Annotated in this window: 25 protein-coding genes; 8 read left to right on the top strand and 17 right to left on the bottom strand. The window is 32.5% G+C overall.

All coding sequences use genetic code 11. The features are described from left to right. Window positions 1-4 precede the first annotated feature (4 nt). On the top strand, window positions 5-1006 hold the full coding sequence (locus HB672_RS10625) for a histidine kinase (protein WP_167612171.1): 1002 nt from the start codon (window positions 5-7) through the stop codon (window positions 1004-1006). After that, a complete protein-coding gene (locus HB672_RS10620) occupies window positions 1006-1713 on the top strand; it encodes a LytTR family DNA-binding domain-containing protein (protein ID WP_167612168.1) in 708 nt (235 codons plus the stop codon). The genes HB672_RS10625 and HB672_RS10620 overlap by 1 nt, the downstream gene beginning before the upstream one ends. 209 nt (window positions 1714-1922) lie before the next feature. Here HB672_RS10620 and HB672_RS10615 read toward each other — a convergent pair whose 3' ends face one another. The 4 genes from HB672_RS10615 to HB672_RS10600 all read right to left on the bottom strand — a co-directional run bounded on the left by HB672_RS10615 (window position 1923) and on the right by HB672_RS10600 (window position 6458). Further along, complete coding sequence (locus HB672_RS10615) at window positions 1923-2978, bottom strand: serine hydrolase domain-containing protein (protein ID WP_167612165.1); 1056 nt, start codon at window positions 2976-2978, stop codon at window positions 1923-1925. 186 nt (window positions 2979-3164) lie between these two features. Continuing rightward, on the bottom strand, window positions 3165-3812 hold the full coding sequence (locus HB672_RS10610) for a methyltransferase domain-containing protein (protein WP_167612162.1): 648 nt from the start codon (window positions 3810-3812) through the stop codon (window positions 3165-3167). Window positions 3813-3948: 136 nt separating this feature from the next. After that, window positions 3949-4329, bottom strand: a complete 381-nt coding sequence (locus tag HB672_RS10605) for a hypothetical protein (RefSeq protein WP_167612159.1) — start codon at window positions 4327-4329, stop codon at window positions 3949-3951. Window positions 4330-4349: 20 nt separating this feature from the next. Further along, window positions 4350-6458: an elongation factor G gene (locus HB672_RS10600; RefSeq protein ID WP_167612156.1), complete on the bottom strand. Its 2109-nt coding sequence runs from the start codon at window positions 6456-6458 to the stop codon at window positions 4350-4352. Window positions 6459-6703: 245 nt separating this feature from the next. Here HB672_RS10600 and HB672_RS10595 point away from each other — a divergent pair, with 245 nt between their 5' ends. From HB672_RS10595 to HB672_RS10585, 3 genes are all read left to right on the top strand, one after another. Next, a complete protein-coding gene (locus HB672_RS10595) occupies window positions 6704-7567 on the top strand; it encodes an OmpA family protein (protein WP_167612153.1) in 864 nt (287 codons plus the stop codon). 116 nt (window positions 7568-7683) lie between these two features. Beyond that, window positions 7684-7974, top strand: coding sequence for a DUF3817 domain-containing protein (locus HB672_RS10590; RefSeq protein ID WP_167612150.1), 291 nt, complete (start codon window positions 7684-7686; stop codon window positions 7972-7974). Next, window positions 7974-9218, top strand: a complete 1245-nt coding sequence (locus HB672_RS10585) for a mechanosensitive ion channel domain-containing protein (RefSeq protein ID WP_167612147.1) — start codon at window positions 7974-7976, stop codon at window positions 9216-9218. Before HB672_RS10590 ends, HB672_RS10585 begins: the two co-directional genes overlap by 1 nt. A 7-nt stretch (window positions 9219-9225) precedes the next feature. Here the strand turns inward: HB672_RS10585 and HB672_RS10580 are convergent, their stop codons facing one another. Then, window positions 9226-9612 (bottom strand): hotdog domain-containing protein, encoded by a 387-nt coding sequence (locus HB672_RS10580; protein ID WP_167769589.1) that lies wholly within the window; start codon window positions 9610-9612, stop codon window positions 9226-9228. Then, entirely contained in the window at window positions 9612-11306 is a 1695-nt protein-coding gene (gene ftcD, locus HB672_RS10575; protein WP_167612142.1) for a glutamate formimidoyltransferase, read from the bottom strand. Before ftcD ends, HB672_RS10580 begins: the two co-directional genes overlap by 1 nt. Before the next feature lie 176 nt (window positions 11307-11482). On the opposite strand from ftcD, the gene HB672_RS10570 reads away from it, so the two are divergent. Further along, the gene (locus tag HB672_RS10570) at window positions 11483-12100 is read left to right on the top strand and encodes an intradiol ring-cleavage dioxygenase (RefSeq protein WP_167612137.1); all 618 of its coding nucleotides are present in this window, start codon (window positions 11483-11485) and stop codon (window positions 12098-12100) included. Between the two features lies 1 nt (window position 12101). Here the strand turns inward: HB672_RS10570 and HB672_RS10565 are convergent, their stop codons facing one another. Continuing rightward, the gene (locus HB672_RS10565; protein WP_167612134.1) at window positions 12102-12995 is read right to left on the bottom strand and encodes a DUF72 domain-containing protein; all 894 of its coding nucleotides are present in this window, start codon (window positions 12993-12995) and stop codon (window positions 12102-12104) included. Between the two features lie 131 nt (window positions 12996-13126). Here HB672_RS10565 and HB672_RS10560 point away from each other — a divergent pair, with 131 nt between their 5' ends. Then, window positions 13127-13543 carry a glyoxalase gene (locus HB672_RS10560; protein ID WP_167612131.1) on the top strand — a complete coding sequence of 139 codons (417 nt, stop codon included), beginning with the start codon at window positions 13127-13129 and terminating at the stop codon, window positions 13541-13543. Here HB672_RS10560 and HB672_RS10555 read toward each other — a convergent pair. After that, window positions 13540-14217, bottom strand: coding sequence for a DUF2461 domain-containing protein (locus HB672_RS10555; protein ID WP_167612128.1), 678 nt, complete (start codon window positions 14215-14217; stop codon window positions 13540-13542). The genes HB672_RS10560 and HB672_RS10555 overlap by 4 nt on opposite strands. A gap of 34 nt (window positions 14218-14251) precedes the next feature. After that, window positions 14252-15037: a tRNA pseudouridine(38-40) synthase TruA gene (locus HB672_RS10550; RefSeq protein WP_167612125.1), complete on the bottom strand. Its 786-nt coding sequence runs from the start codon at window positions 15035-15037 to the stop codon at window positions 14252-14254. Window positions 15038-15110: 73 nt separating this feature from the next. Between HB672_RS10550 and HB672_RS10545 the strand changes: the two genes are divergently transcribed. Then, window positions 15111-15929 (top strand): DUF1853 family protein, encoded by an 819-nt coding sequence (locus HB672_RS10545; protein WP_167612122.1) that lies wholly within the window; start codon window positions 15111-15113, stop codon window positions 15927-15929. A 15-nt stretch (window positions 15930-15944) separates the two neighbouring features. Here the strand turns inward: HB672_RS10545 and hisIE are convergent, their stop codons facing one another. The 8 genes from hisIE to hisD are packed head-to-tail and all read right to left on the bottom strand — an operon-like array spanning window position 15945 to window position 22521. Continuing rightward, window positions 15945-16541 (bottom strand): bifunctional phosphoribosyl-AMP cyclohydrolase/phosphoribosyl-ATP diphosphatase HisIE, encoded by a 597-nt coding sequence (gene hisIE, locus HB672_RS10540; protein WP_167612119.1) that lies wholly within the window; start codon window positions 16539-16541, stop codon window positions 15945-15947. Continuing rightward, entirely contained in the window at window positions 16541-17296 is a 756-nt protein-coding gene (hisF, locus tag HB672_RS10535; protein WP_167612116.1) for an imidazole glycerol phosphate synthase subunit HisF, read from the bottom strand. The genes hisIE and hisF overlap by 1 nt, the downstream gene beginning before the upstream one ends. A 1-nt stretch (window position 17297) precedes the next feature. Next, a complete protein-coding gene (gene hisA, locus HB672_RS10530; protein ID WP_167612113.1) occupies window positions 17298-18026 on the bottom strand; it encodes a 1-(5-phosphoribosyl)-5-[(5-phosphoribosylamino)methylideneamino]imidazole-4-carboxamide isomerase in 729 nt (242 codons plus the stop codon). 29 nt (window positions 18027-18055) lie between these two features. Next, the gene (locus HB672_RS10525; RefSeq protein ID WP_167612110.1) at window positions 18056-18493 is read right to left on the bottom strand and encodes a contact-dependent growth inhibition system immunity protein; all 438 of its coding nucleotides are present in this window, start codon (window positions 18491-18493) and stop codon (window positions 18056-18058) included. Then, a complete protein-coding gene (gene hisH, locus HB672_RS10520) occupies window positions 18490-19071 on the bottom strand; it encodes an imidazole glycerol phosphate synthase subunit HisH (RefSeq protein WP_167612107.1) in 582 nt (193 codons plus the stop codon). The genes HB672_RS10525 and hisH overlap by 4 nt, the downstream gene beginning before the upstream one ends. Further along, on the bottom strand, window positions 19071-20204 hold the full coding sequence (gene hisB, locus HB672_RS10515) for a bifunctional histidinol-phosphatase/imidazoleglycerol-phosphate dehydratase HisB (protein WP_167612104.1): 1134 nt from the start codon (window positions 20202-20204) through the stop codon (window positions 19071-19073). The genes hisH and hisB overlap by 1 nt, the downstream gene beginning before the upstream one ends. Next, window positions 20201-21238, bottom strand: coding sequence for a histidinol-phosphate transaminase (gene hisC, locus HB672_RS10510; protein WP_167612101.1), 1038 nt, complete (start codon window positions 21236-21238; stop codon window positions 20201-20203). The genes hisB and hisC overlap by 4 nt, the downstream gene beginning before the upstream one ends. After that, window positions 21235-22521, bottom strand: coding sequence for a histidinol dehydrogenase (hisD, locus tag HB672_RS10505; RefSeq protein ID WP_167612098.1), 1287 nt, complete (start codon window positions 22519-22521; stop codon window positions 21235-21237). Before hisD ends, hisC begins: the two co-directional genes overlap by 4 nt.

The following is a 22521-nucleotide window of genomic DNA, read 5'->3' as shown; positions in this document are numbered from 1 at the left end:
AAATATGACAACAAAAACATTTAAGATCGTATTTCACATTCTCTATTTTGCTACACTCATTGGTGTTTTTATGTTTGGAGGATATGAATATGATTTAGACACTTTCTTAAGTAAAGATTTTTATTCGCGTGATATTTTCGAAATCTTGTTGGTAACTACCTTAACTTACTTTTTTTACTATAAGTGCTATGTAAAGAAAACATTAGTTGGCAGCAAAATCATTTGGTTGTTATTATGTGTTTTCTTACTTACAGTTGTTGCAATTAACAAGAAGTATACATCTGTAGTACCGAATGGAGTGAATGTATTAATCACTTTATTTCAATATATAGGATTTGGTGCTGTTCTGTTCTTTTTTCTATGGACTTTAGACAATGCTAAATTTTTAAAGAACGAACGTTTTTTTAGCACAAAAAAAGCTCTTAAGGAGGCTGAAAGTAAGCTCTTACGACAACAATTCAATCCGCATTTTTTATTTAATGCGTTTAACTCTCTATACAGTTTATCGTTACAAAATCATCCTAAGACACCTGACACAATTTTGAAATTGTCAAATATGATGCGTTATTTAACGGATGACTCAATTCAAAGCAAAGTGAAGTTAACTCAAGAATTAAATTTTATTGAAACTTATATTTCAGTTGAAAAAATAAGATTTGGGAATGACGCCAACATTAATTTAGAAATAGATGGACATCCAGAAGATTATAACATAGAACCATTACTACTCATTCCACTCGTAGAAAATGCTTTTAAGCATGGATTTTACACTAATGATGCTGATGCTTTTATTAATATTAATGTTAACGTTAGCAATAATTTATTGATATTTAAAGTAGAAAACAGTATACAAAAACAGCAACATTTTAATACTATAGATAGAGAAGGAAAAGGATTAAACAACTTAAAAAAACGCTTACAATTGTCCTATCCAAAGAAACATGACTTAGTGACTCAGAATAAAGACAATGTGTATTTGGCAGAATTAAATATAAATCTAAGTTAATGCAAAAGTATAAGACGATATTAGTTGATGATGAGCCCTTGGCAATTGATGTGCTTATACATTATTTAAAAAGTTTTCCTGAATTTGAAATCGTTAAAACCTTCACCAATTCAGTTGAAGCTTTCAAATTTCTACATACTGAAAAAATAGACCTTGTATTTACAGATATTGCAATGCCACAGATTTCTGGAACTGAACTGGTTAAGTTGGCTCAAGATAAAACGCAGTTTGTCATGGTCACATCATTTTCGGAATATGCTATTGAGAGTTTTGAACTAAATGTTATTGATTATCTGCTTAAACCAGTTTCTTTTGAACGTTTTTCTAAAACAATCGAGCGATTTAAGTCCAGTGTCACTACATCCTCATTAAGTACAAAACAAGACGAAAACGCCACTTTTTTTATTAAAGAAGGTGATGAATTTATTAAGGTAGTAGTTGAAGATATTGATTATATAGAAGGCATGAAAGATTACGCCAAAATTGTTTGCGGTAAAAATTATTATCTAGCTTTAAAAACCTTAAAATCTATTGAAGAAAAATTAAGCTCTTTTGGCTTTATTAGAATTCATAAATCGTTTGTAATACCTATTAACAAAGTTATACAGTATAATAGTAAATCCGTTTTGGTTAACACACACCAAATCCCTGTTGGTAACAGCTACCGAAACAGTTTAAAAAAATATTTGGAAGAGAATAAATTGTAGCAATTCCATTCCACACACATTATTCTTCCCTCCTATACTTCGACTTCGCTCAGTACAGGCTTGTCGCATAAAAAGTGTTCCATTAACTTTATATAAGAAGCCTTAGAGAAGAAAACTTTTTAGAAGAAAAATTTGCAAATGAAACTATTGCTTTTACCAAAGCAAAGTAACATAACGCTGACCATTATAGTACAAATGCTATCATTGGTTTAAAGATTCTTGGCTTTACGCAAGATTTTAACAACTCGAGTATGTGTTATTTCTAACAAATTCCATTGGTAGCCTTCAAAATCGGTTGTATTCATAAATTGAATGACGACTGCATCAATATCTTTATGATATTCTGCCATACATTGATAACCTGGTACCAATCCTCCATGATTAAACTCATAAAGTGAACTATAGAGTTTCATTTCATTTTCATTAAGCAATGAACCATCATTTAATGCTCTTAAGAATTTACCAACATCTTCTGCGGTAGCTAACATACCTTGATCCTCAGTCTTGAAATCGTCTTCTATTCCTACATAATAACCACTCATAATGTCGTCTGGATTTTTTACTTCATCAAGAGAACCAAAAGTATTCTTCAGCCCAAGTGGTATTAAAATTTCCTTCTTAAAATAGTCTTGACGACCTCCTCCTGTTACTTGCTCAATGATTCTTGAAAGCAATAAATAATTTGTATTTGAATAGCCATAATCTTTGTTTGGCTCAAAGTCTGCTGGTAAATCAAGTGCATATTGAAGCACATCTATATTCGTGTTTGCTTGGTTTTTCCAAAAATCAGGATTGTCTGTGAAATTAGGAATGCCACTTCTGTGTTGCACCATCATTCGCAAAGTGATTTTATCTACATTTTCTATTCTTCCTACTAGTTCTGGAAAGTAATCAGCTACTGTTTTATTTAAAGACAAACGATTGTCATTAGCCAATTTAGTGATAGCAACTGCAACATATAGCTTACTAATACTTGCAATTTTGAACAATGCATTAGGATTGGCTGGTATTTTAAGTTCTCGGTTATGATAACCTGCTGCATAAAACGCTGGTGGTTTTCCAGCTTCATCTACATATACAATAACTCCGTCAAAACCATAACTTAAAGTTTGATCTACTTGCTCCTGAACAGTATTTGGCAATGGCACTATCCATGCCTTTACTAATATCCAAGGCACAAACCATAAGGAAATGAATGTACTAACAAATAATATGATTCTGAATATTTGCTTTCCTTTACTGGTCTTATGCCTACTATTTTTCATTGATCAAAACTAAATATTATATTTTATGACACAAATATATTTAAGATTGCAATACAGGTAAATTGTAGATAACCGAACTGTAATATTTAATAGATGAATTGATTTTATTTATTGGGTTTATCTAAAATATCCCAGAAACATTTGTTTTCAAAAAAAAATTGGAATCTAGTCGTTAAATGACAAAACTCAATTGGATTTTTTAGCTACCAATAACCACATTATTTTATCTTCATCATTTTGCCAATGTCCTAAATCGTTAATTTGTTTTACAATTGAAAAATTTGCATCTTTCATTTCTTGCTTTACATATTTTGGCCCTAAGGTATGTGCATTGGTTTGTTCTCGTCTTGTAGCATTTTTTACTCTGCTTTTTAATTTTTCGAGTATTACAAGTTTTCCATTAGGTTTTAACGCTTTATACACATGATTTAAGATGACTTTATAATCGGTCATTTCATGGTATGTATCAACAATAAATACTACATCCAAAGTTTCATTGGGCAATTTAGGATTATCATAATCTCCAACAATAACTGCTACATTATTCAAATTTCGAGATTCTAGGTGTTCTTTAAGACGATCCAAGCGGTCTTCCCTAACATCAACAGCATAGACTCTCCCGTTAGCTCCAACATTATTTGCCAAATGAATGCTTAAATAGCCTTCATGACAACCAATGTCAGCAACTTGACTGCCTTCCTTAATATTGGCTAATTCAAATAGTGTTTCAATAGGCATCCAAGTATCTCTTTCTTTCCAATCATTTTGGGTGTATTGAGCATGACCAATTATTGGTAAAAAACATAAAACTAAAAACTTGTTAAATAACTTCATAGCAACAAGTTATAAAAAACATCGCATAGTTACCTTAAAATTGTCTTAAAACAAACTAAGTTATTAAATAGCAAAGAAAAAGGCCACGTTCTATAAAAAAAACATGACCTTTTCGGTTGGTTGGTTAATTAAATTTTTAGAGCCATTCACGGAAATAATCCATCATGTCTTCTTTTAAATCGTAATGCATTCTAATATATGTACGCATGTCTTCTTTTAATGTATGTTGTTCGTTTTGTAAACGACCATCTATATTTTCATTAAAATCTGCATTGTTAATATTAGCCATTTTATTTCTAATTCTGTGCATTAATTTTGAAATGGCATTTTTTTCAATCATTATTTTGTTTTGAAAATTCTCCAGAGGAATAGTTGCTTGCTTTCCAAACTCTCTACTGGCAATTTCTTCTAACTTTTCTTCAAACGTATCCATTTCATTAAAATGAAAACGTAATTCTCTTTTCCAAGTTTCTAAATTGAACTTGAGGTCACTTAAGTAAGATACTTTCGCTTGCATATGTTTTGTTTTATTATGTGTTAAACTTCTTCTTTTACTAATTCTTTTTGAACATTTGTTGGTACTGGCTGGTATGATACGAATTTAGAGCTAAAGGTTGCTCTACCTTGGGTTAGTGAGCGTAAATCGGTTGAATACCCAAACAATTCGGCTGCTGGAATTTGGCATTTTAGTATTTGATAATTATCTAAATTTTCAAACCCTTGAATCACAGATCGTCTTGATTGCAAATCTGTCATAACGCTTCCAGTCATTTCTTCTGGAACTTTTACAGTAAGTTCGTTTGTTGGCTCTAAGAGCTTTGGATTGGCATTTAAAAATGCTTCCTTAAAGGCATGTGCTCCTGCTATTTTAAAAGAGATATCATTAGAATCTACCGAGTGCATTTTTCCATCATATACCATAACGCGTACATCACGTATAAATGATCCTGTTAGCGGTCCAGACTCCATAACTTCTAATACACCTTTCATAACCGATGGTAAATAACGTTGGTCAATAACACCTCCAACAATGCAGTTGTAGAATATCAATTTCCCTCCCCAAGGCAAATTAACTTCTTCCTTACCTCTTATATTAAATCCTTCTGGCTCTGGCATATTGTCGTGCCAAGGTTCAATTTTCATGTGTACTTGTGCAAATTGCCCTGATCCTCCAGATTGTTTTTTGTGTCTGTAATTTGCTGTTGAAGAACGCTGTATGGTTTCTCTATATTGAATTTTTGGTTTTTTAAATGTTGCTTCAACACCATAGATATTTTCTAATGCCCATTTAATGGTTGCTAAATGAAGTTCCCCTTGACAACCTAATAATTGTTCTTTAGATTCTTTTGAATATGAAATAACCACTGTTGGATCTTGGCTATGTATGCGTTTTAAAGCCTCATTTAATTTTTCATCATCTTTTTTGTTAACCGCTTCCACTACTTTAGTAATACGAGGCTCTGGATACTGTATAAATTTCATACTTATTGGTGTATTACCACTGTATAACGTATCATTAGTTCCAGTATGCTTTAGCTTTAGTGTTGCGCCGATATCACCAACTGAAAGCTTGGAAACCGATTCCCTATTCTTACCATCCATAATAAAAAGCTGGTTAATGGTTTCAGTCTCGTCAGTATGTGAATTTGTAAATTTATCATTGATATTTACCTCACCAGATTTTACTTTAAAGAAGCTTATCTGTCCTAAATTTGGCTGATATAATGTCTTAAAAACAAATAAAACTGTGTCAGCATCTGTTTTAGCTTCTACAGTTATACCTTCTCTACTTTGCACTGGTTTTAAATCGGCAGCAGCTGGCGCCACATTATCAATAAATCCCATTAGTCTTCCTGTTCCCATATCGTTAAGTGCAGAAACACAGAATACAGGAAATACTTCATGGTTAAGCATTCCAGCTTTAATCCCTTGTCTCATTTCATCTTCATTAAGCGTACCTTTGTCAAAATAAAGTTCTAGTAAGTTTTCATCATTTTCAGCCGCTTTTTCAACTAACTCATTATGTAGCTTATTGGCTTTGTCTAATTGATCTTCTGGAATATCCAATTTTTCTGGCTTCCCTCCATCTGGTTTAAACTTATAGCAACGCATTTTTAACACGTCAATAATGCATTGTGCACCATCAATTTTAATAGGATATTGCATCATGACAGCATTATTACCAACTAAACTTTTAATGCTTTTAAAGCTGTCTTCAAAATTTGTGTCAGGGTGATCAATTTGATTCACCACAAATAACGTTGGTCTATGATATTTGTCTATATAATTCCAAATAATTTCTGTACCAACTTCAACCCCTTGCCTGCCATTAATAACAGTAACAACAGTATCTGCAACACGAATAGACGAAATGATTTCTCCAATAAAATCATCCAATCCTGGAGTGTCTATAATGTTTATTTTGTAATTCCGCCATTCTGTATGCAAAGGTGTTGCAAAAACTGAAGCACCGCGTTGGTGCTCTATCTCATGGTAATCCGATATGGTGTTTTTGTCTTCAACAGTACCTCTTCTTTTAATAAGACCAGCCTCAAAAAGCATGGTCTCAGAAAGGGTTGTTTTACCACTATTGTGCGCGCCAACAAAAACTACGTTTTTGATGTGCTTATCATCAAATACTTTCATATGCTTTAATTTAATTATCCAATAAAATTAATCACATTTATTATTGAAAAATATGATTTTTGTTAGTTAATAACTACAAATTGCACATGGTGGGTTTTGAGACAAATTGGACATTTAAGATACAAAAAACTTGCCTTGTTTTCAACTCATTTTTATTTTTTTAATAAAAAAGCGCTTTTAAAAAATCCAATTATGGATTATAACCGTAAATACTCGTAAACAATTTAATCCATAAAACTAACATTATGAAAAAAATCTCAATTCTATTATTAAGCGGATTGATTCTTACCTCTTGTGTATCTAAGAAAAAGTATGTTGCATTAGAGACTGAAAACGGACAAATTAAAAGTGAGCTTACTAAAACTAGAGTTGCTAAAGAAGATTTAGAAACTAAGTTTAATGCCATTCAAGTTCGTGTAGATCAATACAATAAAAAGATCAATTCTTTATCGGAATTAAATACAGAATTAAGTATTGAGAATGATGCAAAATTAGAAACTATTGAAAATGTTGCAGTAATTTCTAACGATACTAAAATAAAAATGCGTGAAACTTTAAAAAATGTTGACCCTGCTCTTTTAAGTCAGGCAAATACATTAAAAGATTCTATGAATCTTGCTGTTTCTCACAATTTGACTAAAACATTAGACACTTCTAATCTTAATGAAGATGAGGATATTGCCATTAGCATTGACGAAACTGTAGTAATGATTTCAATTTCTGATAAATTATTATTTAATACAGCAAGTTATAGAGTGAGTAATAAAGCTGATGCCATTTTACAAAAATTAGCAGACGTTATAAACTCTGAACCAAGCATCGATGTTATGGTTGAAGGGCATACAGATGCTAGAAGTATTAATAATGCGAAAGTTAGCGACAACTGGGATTTAAGCGTATTACGTGCAACATCGGTAGTTAGAAAACTTCAAGACCAATATAATGTTGCTCCTGAAAAGCTAATTGCATCTGGACGTAGCAGTTACCAACCATTAGTTGACAACGATACTAAAGAGAACAGAGCAAAAAACAGAAGAACTCGTATAGTGATATTACCAAACATTAATAAATTTTTCGCACTAATGTCAAATTCGACAGTCGGAGAATAATTCTATTGCCTCAAATTACATCAAAAAGCGCATCTTTTAAAGTTGCGCTTTTTGTTTGTTAAATACTTGGGTAGACACATAGGTTGTAATATCTTTGCACGAATTAAATCATACCCATGTTTTCACTTATTAATATATTTAGAGTTACAGCTTTTTTAGAAGGCGTATCTTACATTCTACTACTTTTTATAGCCACACCAATTAAGTACTTTGGTAATGACCCACAGTATGTAAAAATGCTAGGAATGCCTCATGGTATTTTATTTATGCTTTATGTGATACTTGCTTTTATGCTAAAACAGGAAAATGAATGGTTTAAAAGCAATTTTAAAATGGTGTTGCTCGCTTCTATTATTCCGTTTGGCACCTTTATCTTAGAGCGTAAATACAAAAAAGCTACAAACTAATGGAGTATTTTAAGCACTTGCTGTACGACTATTTTATAACCCATGGAATGTCAAGTTCTACTGCTAGTTACTTAAACATGCTGGCTTTACTCATTGGACTATTTATTGTTATTTTTATCATCGACTTTATTGTACGTCGCATATTACTTACCATGTTCTCTAAACTTGCCGAAAAGTCAAAGTCAAACTTTGATGATATTATGGTAGAAAATAAAGTTTTTAGAAACGTTGCACATATTATTCCGTTGCTTGTTGCTGTAGAATATGTTCCAATGGTATTCTCAGACTTTCCATATTGGGAAAATATTATAGAAAAAACCTTATTGGTATTCGGAATTATATTAACTCTATGGGTTGTACGTAGTTTTTTGCATACACTAAAAGATTATTTTAAAACCTTACCAAGACTAAGAGATAAACCCATTGATAGCTATATTCAAGTATTTATGATATTTGCTTGGGTAGTTGGCATATTCTCAGCATTTGCCATTATAACTGGTATTCCATTCTTAAAATTTATAACAGGACTTGGCGCTGCTTCTGCAATTATACTTCTTGTATTTAAAGATACTATTCTTGGGTTTGTAGCAAGTATACAAGTATCCATAAACGATATGGTGCGCATTGGCGACTGGATTACGTTTGAAAAATATGGTGCAGATGGTGATGTTATTGAAATCACTTTAGCGACAGTTAAGGTGCAAAACTTTGATAAAACCATTACTACTATTCCAACCTACGCTTTAATATCTGACTCTTTTAAGAACTGGAGAGGTATGACTAGTTCTGGTGGACGACGTATTAAAAGATCGTTAAGCATTAAATTAAGTAGTGTAAAGTATTTATCTGTAAATGATGTTAATAAGCTGAAAGAGATTCAAATTATTTCTAATTATTTATCATCGCGGCAAAAGGATATTGAAAAGTATAACACTAGTATTAATGCTGATAAATCGTTATTACTTAATGGTAGAAATTTGACAAATCTTGGTGTTTTTAGAAAGTATCTTGAAACGTACATCGAGACGCATTCTGCAATAAACAAAGATATGACCATCATGGTACGTCAATTAGCTCCAACTTCACAAGGTATTCCTATCGAAATTTACGCTTTTAGTAGTGATAAACGTTGGCAAAATTATGAATATATCATGGCTGATGTTTTTGACCATGTAATAGCTGCTGTACCTTATTTTGATTTGGAAATTTATGAGTTGGATGCGGTAATTAATGCATCTCAATAGTACTTTCTTATTTTAATCTATCCTTTACAAACTCTACTTCTGTCTTACCATGAGGTTTTGGTTTTCCATCTTCCCCTAGATTAACCATGATAATATTATCAACGGTTAAAATAGTTTCACGAGTCATCTTATTTCTGGCTTCACATTTAAGAGTTATAGACGATTTTCCAAACTTAGTCACTTGCATACCTAACTCGATAATATCCCCTTGTTTAGCAGAACTCATAAAATTAATTTCAGACACATATTTTGTAACAATACGCTTGTTTTCTAATTGAATAATGGTATATAACGCAGCTTCTTCGTCTATCCACTCCAACAAACGTCCACCAAACAATGTACCGTTGGGATTTAAATCTTCTGGTTTAACCCATTTACGTGTATGAAATCTCATCATATCTTTTCATCTATTAGAGCAATCATTTCATTTTCGTTAGTTAAAGTTTTATCGAATATCGATTTTGCTTTGTTCAATAATTTTTTCGCAGTCTCTCTGTTTTTAATGTCTTTTGCATTAATACGAACATTAAAGTACGCTCCATAAACGGCTGTTCTAGCGCATAAAGTTCCTACGCCAGCGTCAGATAATGAGTTTTGTAAACCACCTTTTGCCATTGCCATCATCACTTCCATTGAGTCACAAGCAGTTTCCATAACTAATAAAGGCACTTCGGTTGCATATATAGTAGCAGACTCAATCGCTTCTGCTCTCGCTTTCTTTTCTTGGTCTGTACTTTTAGGCATCCTGAAGCCTTCAATAATTTTATTAAACGCATTAGTGTCTTCATCTACCAAAGCCAATAATTTGTTTTTATAAGCTTGTCCTTTTTCAGCCCAAACCGAAAACTCTTCCCAACGGTCGTCCCAACCTGGTTTATGAGCAGATAAGTTAGCCACCATAGTACCTAACGACACACCTAGTGTACCAACATACGCTGAAATGGAACCACCTCCAGGTGCCATAGATTCACCAGCAGTTTCATCCGCAAAATCAGTTAAGGTCAAATCTATAAGTTGCTTAACACCTTTATCTCTTAGTACGTATTCTATAATTTTTTCATTGGGATTAAAGGGTTTTAAATCATCTAACCCTAAAGATTTCACAGCGATTTTAATTTTTTCAGCCTCAGAAACTCCTAAAGAACGTTCCTGTTTCTTTAAAAAGTAATCGCCAGCATCTAACATCGCTTTCAGCGGAATTAACCCAATAAGCTCTGAGCCTGTTACTCGTAAACCTCTTTCTTGTGCTGCCTTATCAGTTTCATCAAACGCTTCATGCATTGAAGTGATGCTTATATTGGTAAGGTTATAAGATATTTGCGCAATACCATATTCTTCAATAAACCAACCAATACCTTTTACAGCTTTTAGCTTACCAGGAATACGAACGGGTTCTCCATTATTGTCCAATACCTTCTTGCCTGTAATTGGATTGCCTTCACGTTTTACACGTCCAGCTTCACGGATATCAAACGCAATAGCATTGGCACGACGTGTAGATGTGGTATTTAAATTCACATTATAAGCCACTAAGAAATCCCTTGCAGAAATAGCTGTTGCGCCAGTCGTGGCAACTTTATTATTAAACTCTGCTGGCCCAAAATCTGGTTTCCAATTTGGGTCTAATAATTTTTTTGGCAATCCTTCATATTCACCTGCTCTACAGTTAGCCAGATTCACTCTTTTTTCTTCTTGAGCGGCATTTTCATATAAATATACAGGAATGTCTAGCTCCTCTCCTACGCGCTTTCCTAGTTTATGAGCATACTTAGCAGTTTCTTCTAACGTAATCCCAGAAATAGGTACTAATGGACACACATCGGTTGCACCAAAACGGGGATGCTCGCCACTATGTTTACTCATATCAATAAGCTCAGAAGCTTTTTTAATGAGTATAAATGCTGCCTGAATAACTTGTTCTGGTTCACCAACAAAAGTAATTACAGTTCGATTGGTTGCAGCTCCAGGATCAACATCTAAAAGCTTAACGCCTTCAACAGTTTCAACACAATTGGCAATGGTATGTATTTTATCTAAATCGCGACCTTCACTAATATTTGGTACGCATTCTATGAGTTGTTTTTGCATGATAAATAGATTCGTATTTGTTTAATTTCAAAGATAAGGATTCGATTAGTTTTTGATGGGTTAGAATTTTAAAATCCTACTGAAAATTTAAAAAGTTGTTAATGTTAGTTTAAACTTTTCTTAAACACTCTGATTCACAGCAATATAAATGTATCTTTAATTAAATTCCAATTATTATGAGACAACTATTTTTTATAACGATTCTTTCATTGTTCTATACTTGCAATGGTGAATCGCAAAACCGAAATAAAATCGTTGGTGGTCCTTGTCAGGGTTGCGAAGCTATTTACGAATATGGCGATAAAGTATTAAAGGTTGTAGATACGTTACCGAAATTTAACGTATTACCAAACCCTATTAAGATTAGTGGTACAGTTTATAAAGTTGATGGAAAAACACCTGCAAGTGATGTAATACTATATGTGTATCAAACTGATGATAAAGGTATATACCCATCGAAAGCAAATTCCAAAGGCTGGGAAAAGCGACATGGTTATTTACGTGGCTGGATGAAAACTGATGCTTCTGGAGCCTACGAGTTCTATACGTCTAGACCAGCGTCTTACCCAAATTCAACAGCTCCGCAACATATTCATATTACTGTAAAAGAACCTGATAAGAATGAGTATTATATTGAAGATTTTTACTTTCAAGATGATCCGCATATCACTAAAAATATTCTAAACAGAAAACTCCCACGAGGTGGCTCAGGAGTTATTTTACTTGTAAAAGACGGTAATCTTCAAGTTGCAAAGCGAGACATTGTTTTAGGTTTAAACATACCTAATTACTAATCTAAAACAATGTATCTGTATCTTTTCCCATTCTAGGGACAGTAAGATTTGTTCCTAAAGTTTTATTTGCATTCTTAATGAAGTGCGCAGACAGTAATGGTGATGCCTTTTCAATATTTTGATGCACAAAAAAGTCAACTTCACCAACTCCTTGCTCCTTCCAAGTTGCAATGCGTTCAACCCAATCATCTAATCTGTCATAATCACTTTGGTGATTTGCGCCAACATAGCGAATAAAGGCGTTGTCATTTGTTAGGCGCATGTGCATTAAATCACGTCGTCCAGCTGTATCTACTATTACATTGGAAATATTATTTTCTTCTAAAAGTTGATATAAATCTTCGGCTACTGCTTTGTCGTTATACCAATTGGTGTGCCTAAACTCAATAGCTAAAGGAATTTCTTTTGGCCAGTTCTCCACAAAATTTACGACTCTTTCAAAGTCTTTTGGAACAAAATTATTATGCATTTGCAAGAAAATGGTTCCAAGCTTTTCTTTAAGGTTGGATGCATTGTATAAATAGTTTTCTACTACTGGTTTTGCTTCATCGGTTAATCGTTTCCAATGACTTATTTCTTGATTGAGTTTTGGAAAAAACTTAAATCCATCAGTTGTTTTGCTATACCATTTGGCAAAGGTCTCGGGTGGAAAAATTCTATAAAAAGTAGCATTTAACTCAATGGAATTAAATTGGGTTGAGTAATACTCTAATTCATCTTTTGTACCTCTAGGATAAAACCCTTTTAAATCTGCTCTGTTCCATTTAGCACAACCAACAAACAAGTTAAATTCAGATTTACTTTTTAATGAGTTCAAGACTCTTTTTGTATCTGGATGGTCTGGAGGTAAAGTAAAATCTATATTTCCAGGATTATCTACACTTCCAAATTTCATATTCTTAGTTTTTTCAAATATAAGAAATCAATGTCTTAATTTTTAAATGTTAATAACATGGTTAACAATGAAAAGTAGTATCATTAAATTGAAACTAGTAGTTTACTATTTTTAATCAAAATCTTTGCCTTATGATTAATAGAGACCTTGACCTAAAACGCATTCGTCCCGAATTTATGACTACCACAATAAACGATGGCATGTCTACCGATGAGCGTTTTCAAAACTTAGTATTGCGTCCAATTATAAAACTTCAAAACGATTTGTTTATTGAAGTTTTTAAGAACTATGTTGCTAAACATAAGAATGTTTTTTACGACTTATCTGTTGACAAACGCATTGATTATATTGGGAATACTATACATAAGGATATGAAATTCCGTAATAGTCTTAAAGGGATAATAATTGGAATGTTTACTATCGAGGAATACAAACTATATATTCAAAACTCATCGGCTTTAAATAAGCGTATGATGAATATAGTTAAAGAGCGCTTAATTGATAATGTACAAGCAATATCTGATACAACAACACTAACTGCCGTTTAAATCAATGATTCCCCATTAAGGTTGGTTGTAAGTACATCACTCATATAATTAAAGAAAGGCCTTATGGACTTAAACGATTCGTCAACTATATCTAAAAACTCTTGAGAAGCAACCTCTTTATCGGTGAATTTTCTAGTAAAAATGTACATTTTCTTTCTTATTAGGTCAATATTCTCATGTTCTTTATCAAAACCCTTAGGCGCCGTTTTTAACTCGTCGCCAACTAAATCTCCCCAGACTGATTTAAACTTCTTATCACTCATGATAGCCCTCATTTCTGAGGCATCCATCTCAAATTCTTTTCTTATTCTGAATAAATCATCCTTATGTGGTTCCCAGAAACCTGTAGCTATAAAACTTTCATCATTTGGTTGAATATGTAAATAATAACCACCTCTTAGCTCTGGTTTTTTCCTGTGAAAACTACCACCAAAATGCGTTTTATAAGGTGTTTTATCTTTTGAAAAACGAACGTCTCTATAAATTCTGAAAATTTTTAGTTTATCAATTTCGTCATGAACGTTTAACCTTTCATTTAATTGATTGTAAAATTGCTTTACTTCCTTTTCTAGTTCTTTAAATTCAGGTTTATTATCATTAAACCAATCGCGATTATTATTTTTATCTAATCGTTTAAAAAAAGAAAAGACTTCTCTTGGAATTGTTTCGTTCATTTTAAAATATTTTGTTCAAAATACAAAAAGTAAACTACTCTTCAAATTTGATTTTATTAAGTATTAACCCTGAAGCTGGAGCGATATAATCCATAACTTCAGAACTTTCAGCCAATAAGCTGTTTTTAATATAGTCTAAAGTTATTTCACCTCTACCCAATTTTATGAGCGCACCCATCATTAACCGTATTTGATTTCTTCCAAAACCTTTACCTGCAACTCTTAAAGTATATGTTTTCTTGGGAAAAAAATTTGCAGTATATAATGTATTTTCTGTGAGCTCGCAAGTATCAATGGTTCTACTGTAAACACCATCATTTGTTGGCTTATAACAGTAGGTTTTAAAATTATGCTTGCCTTGAAATAATGTTGCACCTCTTTTCATGAGTTCTATATTTAAATCATCTAAAATGGTTGTCATTATGGAAGCACAAAATGGATGGCATTTTTCACCATAAGTGAATAAGTATATATACTCCTTTGTTTTTGAACTTTGAATAATATTAAAATCTTCATTGACTTGTTGTATCGATAAAGCTCTAATGTCTTGGGGTAAATTGTGGTTGAATAATTCTAGAAAAGCGAATTCATCACTAATTTTATGATGCAGAAACAACTCAAAAGCAGCTTCATTTGCCGACACCATAGCATCTGTACGTCCTGCTGCAAGTGTCTTAAAGTATTTATTTTCAAGAATGTACTTAAAAGTTCTATCAATCATTAAATGAATAGTTTTCACTTTAGGTTGCTTTTGCCAACCATGAAATCGATAGCCCAAATACTGGAATTTTATGAGATAGAAATACTTCTTAATAAACATTCGAAAAAACTGTGTTTTTAAAATTTCAATGTACAAAAGAATTAGGAAATAGATTCGTATTTTCGGTTTAAGAATGACACTAACAACAAACCAAATTCAACGACATTTTGATGGATTCTTGCAAACACCGAGTTTGTGGGAGAATAATGATGTTTTTGAGTTGAATCAGTTTACCATTGAGCAAAAATCTCTACCAATTAATGTACATATTGACACAAAATTACGCCTTGGGAAATATATTGAGCGTTTTGTGTCGTTTCAATTGCAACACGAAAAGTCTATGCAATTGCTTGCAGAAAACATCCAAATTAAAAAAGATAAAATTACAATAGGGGAAATAGATTGCTTACTAATTAAAGATGAAAAGCCAATACATCTAGAGGTTATTTATAAATTCTATTTGTATGACGCTTCAATCGGAAATACTGAAATAGAGTACCTTATTGGGCCGAATCGTAAAGACTCGTTAGTAGAAAAACTTAATAAATTAAAGCTTAAACAATTGCCACTGCTCTACTCTAAAGAATGCGAATCGTATTTAAAAACCCTTGATTTAAATGCATTAGAAATTGAACAGCAAGTGTATTTTAAAGCTCAATTATTTGTTCCATATGCAAAAAAAGAAATGCAACTGGAAACTTTAAATCAAAATTGTATTAGCGGTTTTTACATCTATAAATACGAAATAGAACAGTTTTCAAGTTGCAAATTTTACATACCAACAAAAAAAGATTGGCTAATAGTACCGCACACAAATGTAAACTGGGCTAACTTTAATGTTTTTAAGCATGAATTAAATACCTATTTTTTGCGTGAATTTTCACCTATGGTTTGGGTAAAACACCCTTCTGGTGAGATAGAAAAACTATTTTTTGTTTGGTGGCACGCATAGCGTGTTTAAATATGATTAACTTTTGTGCCTTTCTTCAAGAACTTTCACTATATCTTTTAGCTTAAATCCTTTGGCTTGTAAGAGCAATAAATAATGAAACAGTAAATCGGCGCTTTCATTTAAAAATAAATTATCATTATTATCTTTGGCTTCAATAACCACTTCAACGGCCTCCTCTCCTACTTTTTGGGCCACTTTATTAATTCCTTTCTCAAATAACGAAGCCACATATGATTTTTTAGAATCTACATTCTTTATTCGGTCTTCAATCGTGTTTTCTAGTTTAGAGATGAACTCAAAGTTTTGCTTGTTTGTTTGATTCCAACATGTATCTGTTCCCTTATGGCACGTAGGCCCTTGAGGATTAACTTCAATTAAAAGTGTATCATTGTCACAGTCGTTTTTTATGGATATAAGATCTAAAACATTACCACTTTCTTCACCTTTCATCCATAATCGTTGCTTGCTTCTACTGAAAAAAGTGACTCTTTTTGAATCTATTGTTTGCTCTAATGCTTCAACATTCATATAACCAAGCATCAGCACATTTTTAGTTTGTGCATCTTGGATGATTGCTGGAATGAGTCCTTCTGAATTGTATTTTACTTCCATTATATTCTTACTTCTATATTATTATTTCTTAATTCTTCTTTTAGTACTTTAATTGGGATTTCGCCAAAGTGAAACACGCTAGCTGCTAAAGCTGCATCTGCTTTTCCCTCAATAAAAGTATCTACAAAATGTTGTTTCGTTCCTGCGCCTCCAGAGGCAATAATTGGGATGTTAACTATGTTTGATAACTTAGCCAAGGCTTCATTAGCAAATCCATTTTTGGTGCCATCATGATTCATGGATGTAAATAGAATCTCTCCTGCACCACGTTTTTCAACCTCTTTCGCCCAATCAAATAATCGAATTTCAGTAGGAATAGTCCCTCCTGCTAAATGCACAATCCAATCATTATCAATTTGCTTTGCATCAATAGCTACAACAATACACTGAGATCCAAATTTATTGGATAGCTCATTAATTAAATCAGGATTTTTAACTGCTGACGAGTTAATCGATATTTTGTCTGCTCCATGTTTTAATAATGCATCAACATCTTCAACAGATGAAATACCACCACCAACTGTAAAAGGAATATTTACCTGCTCAGCAACTCGCAAAACCATTTCTAAAGTTGTTGCTCTTCCTTCAAGTGTCGCTGAGATGTCTAGAAACACAAGTTCGTCTGCACCTTCTATAGCATATTGTTTAGCTAATTCAACAGGGTCACCTGCATCAATAAGATTTACAAAATTGACACCTTTAACGGTTCTTCCGTTTTTTATATCTAAACATGGTATGATTCGTTTTGCTAGCATTTTAATTGTTTAGTATAAATTGTTCTAACTGTTTTAAACTGATTCTATTTTCATAAATAGCTTTACCAATAATAACGCCTCCACACCCTAGCTCTTTGAGTTTTGGGAGTTCTTCGAAAGTTGAAATTCCACCTGACGCTATGAGTTTGAGGCTTTGATTAGTTTCTGACAAAATACGTTTGTACAAATCAAATGATGGTCCCTCAAGCATACCATCTTTTGAAATGTCAGTACAAATCACATATTGAATATCTTTAGATTGATATTCCTTTATGAATGGAATGACATCAAGTTCGCTTTCTTCTTGCCATCCAGCAACTGCAATTTTTTCGTTATTGCAGTCTGCACCAAGAATTATTTTATTTGAACCATAAGTACTAATCCAAGATTCAAAAATAGCAGGGTTCTTAACAGCAATACTGCCTCCTGTAATTTGATTAGCACCAGATTCAAAAGCGATTTTCAAGTCTTCATTAGACTTAAGTCCACCTCCAAAATCAATCTTAAGATTGGTTTTAGTGGCAATTTGTTCGAGTACTTTATAATTAACTATATGGCTTGCTTTAGCACCATCTAAGTCAACCACATGCAAAAACTCAATTCCTGAATCTTCAAATAGTTTTGCAACTTCTAAAGGATTTTCATTATATATTTTTTTTGTGTTATAATCACCTTTAGTGAGTCTTACACATTTTCCTTCTATGATGTCTATTGCTGGGATTATTCTCATATTTATTTCCTGCGAAGGCCGTAATCTCATTAATTATTATTTATCTTTTTAAAGTTTGAATAGCTGTCAAACCAGCCCTTCTTTATACTTCTAGTTGTATCAAAATCATTTAGTTTTCTTAAATTATTCTCCATAAGTTTGCAAAATATTTCCCAATTTGATTTTTCTCTTTTCCAATATTTAATATCGGATGTCAAAACACTTTTTAATAAATCTCCTTCGTAAAAATGTCCTTCAGCTAATATGTCATTGTCTAAAACTTCAATTGCTAATGGGATTAGAAAATCAAGACCTATACTTTGACCTATCATAATTCTCAAATCTTCAACATCAAAATCTCCTACAGGTTTCTTTGTCAATTTATAGCAAGTCGTCAAAAGATAACTTTCTTCATTACTTAAAAAATCCCAATTACGCTTTTCAAGGCTTTCTAAGCTTTTGTATTTCCAATTATTTTCTAACTTCATAACTCTAAAAAATTCTTTAATAATTGTTCACCTGCTACACTACTTTTTTCTGGGTGAAATTGCACACCATAAAAGTTGTCTTTTTGCAATGCCGTAGCATAATCAATTTCATAATGCGTTGTTGCAATGGCTTCTTTGCATTGTTCTGCATAATAACTATGCACCAAATACATATACTCACCATCTAAAATATCTTTAAACAAACTAGATTTTAAATTTGAAATAGTATTCCAGCCCATTTGAGGGACTTTAACAGCATTGGTAAACTTTCTCACTTCGATATCAAAAATGCCTAAACCTTTAGTGTCGCTCTCTTCAGTGTGTTTACACATGAGTTGCATACCCAAACAAATGCCCAATACAGGTTGTTTTAAAGTTGGTATTATTTTATCTAAGCCTGAAGCTTTCAACATTTGCATTACATGACTTGCTTCGCCTACTCCTGGAAAAATAACCTTATCTGATTGCTCTATGGTTTCAACATCATTTGTTAAAACTGCATCATAGCCTAAGCGCTTAAAAGCAAATTGTATGCTTTTAATGTTTCCAGCTCCATAATCTATTATTGCAATTTTCATTATAACATACCTTTGGTTGATGGTAAAAACATTTTATCTAAATCTCGTTTTACAGCCATTTTAATTGCTTTTGCAAAAGCTTTAAAAATCGCTTCTATTTTATGATGTTCGTTGGTGCCCTCAGCTTTAATGTTTAAATTACATTTAGCACCATCTGTAAACGATTTAAAGAAATGCATAAACATCTCTGTTGGCATTTCGCCAATCATTTCACGTTTAAAATCGGCTTCCCAAACTAGCCAATTGCGTCCACCAAAATCAATAGCTACTTGCGCTAAACAATCGTCCATTGGTAGGCAAAATCCGTAGCGCTCAATACCTAATTTATTACCTAAAACCTGATTAAACAATTCTCCTAAAGCAATAGCTGTATCTTCAATGGTGTGGTGTTCGTCAACTTCTAAATCGCCATCAACCATTATATCTAAATCCATTTGTCCATGACGTGCAATTTGATCTAACATATGATCAAAAAAGGCAATTCCTGTATCAATGTTGCTCTTTCCAGTGCCATCAAGATTTAGCGATATCTCTATTTTGGTTTCATTAGTATTTCGTGTAATAGTTCCTGTTCGCTCTTTAGCTTTTAAAAAACCGTAAATTTCTTTCCAATCATTGGTTTCAAGAGCTATAAAACTATCCAATTCTTCACGTTTGACTGTTATTTCATTGGTGCCAAGATTTGTATTATCATTAATATAAATCCCTTTGGCATTAAGATTCTTTGCCAATTCAACATCTGTTAAACGATCTCCTATCACAAAAGAATTTTCTAAATCATAGTCCTCAGAAAAATATTTAGTCAGCAATCCTGTATTAGGTTTTCGGGTTGGTGCATTATCTTTTGCAAAGGTTCTGTCTATAAATTGTTCTTCAAAGATAATACCTTCATTTTTAAAAGTATCGATAACGAAGTTGTGAACTGGCCAAAAGGTGTTTTCTGGGTAAACCTCAGTTCCTAATCCATCTTGATTGGTAATCATTACGATTTCAAAATCCAATTCCTTACAGATTTTACTCATGTATTGGAACACTTTCGGGTAAAAAATTAATTTATCAAATGAATCAATTTGTTCGTCAGCAGGTTCTTTTATCAAGGTTCCGTCTCTGTCTATAAATAATACTCTCTTCATGATACTGTTTTAAGTGTCTCAATTAATTTTTCATTTTCAGTTTTTGTGCCAATTGTAAATCGCAAGCAATTTTTACAACCTACTTGGTTGGTTCTATTTCTAACAACGATTCCTTTTTTTATTAATTCGTTATATCTTTTTGAAGCGTTATCAACCTTTACTAATACAAAGTTAGCATCAGAAGGATAAACAGTCTCTACAAATGAGATTTTTTCTAGTGTTGTGTTCAGCCAATTACGTTGCTGCAATATGTTTTGAATTTCTTTAGCAACATCATCAGGCTTAGATAAGCGTTCTAAAGCCTTTTGTTGCGTTAACTCATTCACATTATAAGGAGGCTTTATTTTGTTTAAAACCGAAATGATCTCTTTAGATGCGTAACAAATACCTAATCGAATTCCTGCCATACCATGAGCTTTAGAAAGCGTTTGTGTGATAATAAGATTTTGAAATTCACCTAATCTATTCAACCAGCTTTTTTGCTCTGAAAAATCAATATAAGCTTCATCAATAACTACAATTCCATTAAAATTTATTAAAAGTTTTTCTACCTCTTTTGCATTGAAACTATTCCCGCTAGGATTATTTGGTGAACATAAAAATAGAATCTTTGAAAACTGATCTACTGAATTTAGAATTTCATCAACTTTAGGTTGAAATGAGTCCGTTAAATTGATTTTTATTACTTCAACTGCATTGACATTGGCTAAAACCTCATACATACCATAGGTTGGTGGTAATGTGATTACCCTGTCTCTATTTGGTTCACAAAATGCTCTGAAAATTAAGTCTAAAACTTCGTCACTTCCATTCCCAAGCAAAATATTGTCTTTTGACATCCCTTTTTGTTGCGCTAAAACAGCTTTGACACTCGTTTGCTGAGGATCAGGATAACGATTTACGCCATTGTTATATGGATTTTCATTAGCATCAAGGAACACCATATTTGTAGAAGCATCTTTATACTCATCCCTTGCTGATGAATAAGGCTTTAATGCTTTAACATTATCTCTTATGAAATCTTGAATATTCATTTCTTTAAGTCTTTTAATCTGATTGAAACTGCATTTTTATGTGCTTGTAAACCTTCGGCTTCTGCCATTAACTCAATAGTTCTTCCAATGCTTAATAAGCCTTCTTTATTAATTTTTTGAAACGTTATACTCTTAGTAAAACTATCCAAATTCACACCTGAGTAGGCTTTTGAAAACCCATTTGTTGGTAAGGTGTGATTGGTTCCTGATGCATAATCTCCAGCACTTTCTGGTGTGTAATTCCCTATAAATACAGAACCAGCATTTACGATATTATCTACAAAAAATGCATTGTTTATTGTTGAAATAATTAAGTGTTCTGGACCATAATCATTGATTAATTGAAGTGCTTCTTCTACATCTTCAATTAAAAATGCTTTTGAATTTTGTAATGCCTTTTGAGCGATACCTTTTCTTGGAAGACTTAGAAGTTGATTTTCAATTTCATCTTCAACTATTTTAATGAGATTTTTTGAATCAGACACCAAAATAACTTGACTATCTGTACCATGTTCAGCTTGACTTAACAGATCTGATGCCACATAAGATGTATTAGCTGAATCATCTGCAACAACTAACAATTCACTTGGTCCTGCTGGCATATCAATGGCAATTCCATATTTAGTTGATAATTGTTTGGCAACTGTAACAAACTGGTTTCCTGGACCAAAAATTTTATAGACTTTAGGAATTGACTTTGTACCAAAAGTTAAACCAGCAATCGCTTGAATACCACCAACTTTAACAATCTTAGTACATCCACATAATTGTGCTGCATATAAAATTTCATCAGCGATTTTTCCTTCTTTATTTGGTGGCGAACATAATACTATATCTTTGCAACCAACAATTTGGGCAGGAATTGCTAGCATCAATACCGAAGAAAATAAAGGAGCAGTTCCTCCAGGGATATACAATCCGATTTTTTCTATTGGTCGCTTTTCTTGCCAACACAAAACACCTGTAGTAGTTTCGACTTCTACTTTAGATGTCCTTTGAGCTTTGTGAAATGTTTCTATATTTTGTTTTGCCATTTTAATGGCATTTTTTAAATCTTCTAAAATATTTTTTTTAGCTTCATTTAATTCTTCTTCTGAAACAACAAAATCATTAAGTTCAACGCCATCAAATATTGACGTGTACTTGGCTATTGCAAAATCTCCATTTTGTTGCACATCTTGAAATATTTGATTGACCGTATTTTCAATGTCTTCAACAGATTGGGTTGGCCTTCGTAGTAATGTTGACCAATCTTCTCTATTTGGGTTTATTATTGTTTTCAT

This window comes from Gaetbulibacter sp. S0825, assembly GCF_011777505.1.
Taxonomy (GTDB): Bacteria; Bacteroidota; Bacteroidia; order Flavobacteriales; family Flavobacteriaceae; genus Pontimicrobium.
The sequence above is the reverse complement of the archived record's forward strand: the minus strand, read 5'-3'. Positions and strand labels throughout refer to the sequence as shown.

What these genes read in the sequence shown, in the direction of transcription:
- HB672_RS10625 (WP_167612171.1), top strand. Translation starts at nt 5, where the DNA reads ATGACAACAAAAACATTTAAGATCGTATTTCACATTCTCTATTTTGCT.
- HB672_RS10620 (WP_167612168.1), top strand. Translation starts at nt 1,006, where the DNA reads ATGCAAAAGTATAAGACGATATTAGTTGATGATGAGCCCTTGGCAATT.
- HB672_RS10615 (WP_167612165.1), bottom strand. Translation starts at nt 2,978, where the DNA reads ATGAAAAATAGTAGGCATAAGACCAGTAAAGGAAAGCAAATATTCAGA.
- HB672_RS10610 (WP_167612162.1), bottom strand. Translation starts at nt 3,812, where the DNA reads ATGAAGTTATTTAACAAGTTTTTAGTTTTATGTTTTTTACCAATAATT.
- HB672_RS10605 (WP_167612159.1), bottom strand. Translation starts at nt 4,329, where the DNA reads ATGCAAGCGAAAGTATCTTACTTAAGTGACCTCAAGTTCAATTTAGAA.
- HB672_RS10600 (WP_167612156.1), bottom strand. Translation starts at nt 6,458, where the DNA reads ATGAAAGTATTTGATGATAAGCACATCAAAAACGTAGTTTTTGTTGGC.
- HB672_RS10595 (WP_167612153.1), top strand. Translation starts at nt 6,704, where the DNA reads ATGAAAAAAATCTCAATTCTATTATTAAGCGGATTGATTCTTACCTCT.
- HB672_RS10590 (WP_167612150.1), top strand. Translation starts at nt 7,684, where the DNA reads ATGTTTTCACTTATTAATATATTTAGAGTTACAGCTTTTTTAGAAGGC.
- HB672_RS10585 (WP_167612147.1), top strand. Translation starts at nt 7,974, where the DNA reads ATGGAGTATTTTAAGCACTTGCTGTACGACTATTTTATAACCCATGGA.
- HB672_RS10580 (WP_167769589.1), bottom strand. Translation starts at nt 9,612, where the DNA reads ATGAGATTTCATACACGTAAATGGGTTAAACCAGAAGATTTAAATCCC.
- ftcD (WP_167612142.1), bottom strand. Translation starts at nt 11,306, where the DNA reads ATGCAAAAACAACTCATAGAATGCGTACCAAATATTAGTGAAGGTCGC.
- HB672_RS10570 (WP_167612137.1), top strand. Translation starts at nt 11,483, where the DNA reads ATGAGACAACTATTTTTTATAACGATTCTTTCATTGTTCTATACTTGC.
- HB672_RS10565 (WP_167612134.1), bottom strand. Translation starts at nt 12,995, where the DNA reads ATGAAATTTGGAAGTGTAGATAATCCTGGAAATATAGATTTTACTTTA.
- HB672_RS10560 (WP_167612131.1), top strand. Translation starts at nt 13,127, where the DNA reads ATGATTAATAGAGACCTTGACCTAAAACGCATTCGTCCCGAATTTATG.
- HB672_RS10555 (WP_167612128.1), bottom strand. Translation starts at nt 14,217, where the DNA reads ATGAACGAAACAATTCCAAGAGAAGTCTTTTCTTTTTTTAAACGATTA.
- HB672_RS10550 (WP_167612125.1), bottom strand. Translation starts at nt 15,037, where the DNA reads ATGTTTATTAAGAAGTATTTCTATCTCATAAAATTCCAGTATTTGGGC.
- HB672_RS10545 (WP_167612122.1), top strand. Translation starts at nt 15,111, where the DNA reads ATGACACTAACAACAAACCAAATTCAACGACATTTTGATGGATTCTTG.
- hisIE (WP_167612119.1), bottom strand. Translation starts at nt 16,541, where the DNA reads ATGGAAGTAAAATACAATTCAGAAGGACTCATTCCAGCAATCATCCAA.
- hisF (WP_167612116.1), bottom strand. Translation starts at nt 17,296, where the DNA reads ATGCTAGCAAAACGAATCATACCATGTTTAGATATAAAAAACGGAAGA.
- hisA (WP_167612113.1), bottom strand. Translation starts at nt 18,026, where the DNA reads ATGAGAATAATCCCAGCAATAGACATCATAGAAGGAAAATGTGTAAGA.
- HB672_RS10525 (WP_167612110.1), bottom strand. Translation starts at nt 18,493, where the DNA reads ATGAAGTTAGAAAATAATTGGAAATACAAAAGCTTAGAAAGCCTTGAA.
- hisH (WP_167612107.1), bottom strand. Translation starts at nt 19,071, where the DNA reads ATGAAAATTGCAATAATAGATTATGGAGCTGGAAACATTAAAAGCATA.
- hisB (WP_167612104.1), bottom strand. Translation starts at nt 20,204, where the DNA reads ATGAAGAGAGTATTATTTATAGACAGAGACGGAACCTTGATAAAAGAA.
- hisC (WP_167612101.1), bottom strand. Translation starts at nt 21,238, where the DNA reads ATGAATATTCAAGATTTCATAAGAGATAATGTTAAAGCATTAAAGCCT.
- hisD (WP_167612098.1), bottom strand. Translation starts at nt 22,521, where the DNA reads ATGAAAACAATAATAAACCCAAATAGAGAAGATTGGTCAACATTACTA.